The organism is Bacteriovorax sp. DB6_IX, assembly GCF_000447775.1.
Taxonomy (GTDB): Bacteria; Bdellovibrionota; Bacteriovoracia; order Bacteriovoracales; family Bacteriovoracaceae; genus Halobacteriovorax_A.
On the sequence record NZ_AUNJ01000469.1, the window covers coordinates 1 to 239 of the forward strand.

The following is a 239-nucleotide window of genomic DNA, read 5'->3' on the forward strand; positions in this document are numbered from 1 at the left end:
TGACAACTTTTACATCTTCTATTTTCTTCTTAGAGATTTCAATAGCGTTGATAAAACCAGCAGAAGCGATAATCGCTGTTCCGTGTTGGTCATCGTGGAAAACAGGAATATTCATAAGCTCAACAAGTTGTTTCTCAACTTCAAAACACTCAGGAGCTTTAATATCTTCTAGGTTGATACCACCAAAAGTCGGCTCTAATGCTTTAACAACATTAACCATACCATCGACAGTTGTTTCA

At 36.8% G+C, this 239-nt stretch carries 1 pseudogene; it reads right to left on the reverse strand.

The window, feature by feature from the left end:
- Positions 1-239: pseudogene (locus M901_RS14605) on the reverse strand (NADP-dependent malic enzyme); the annotation flags it as partial.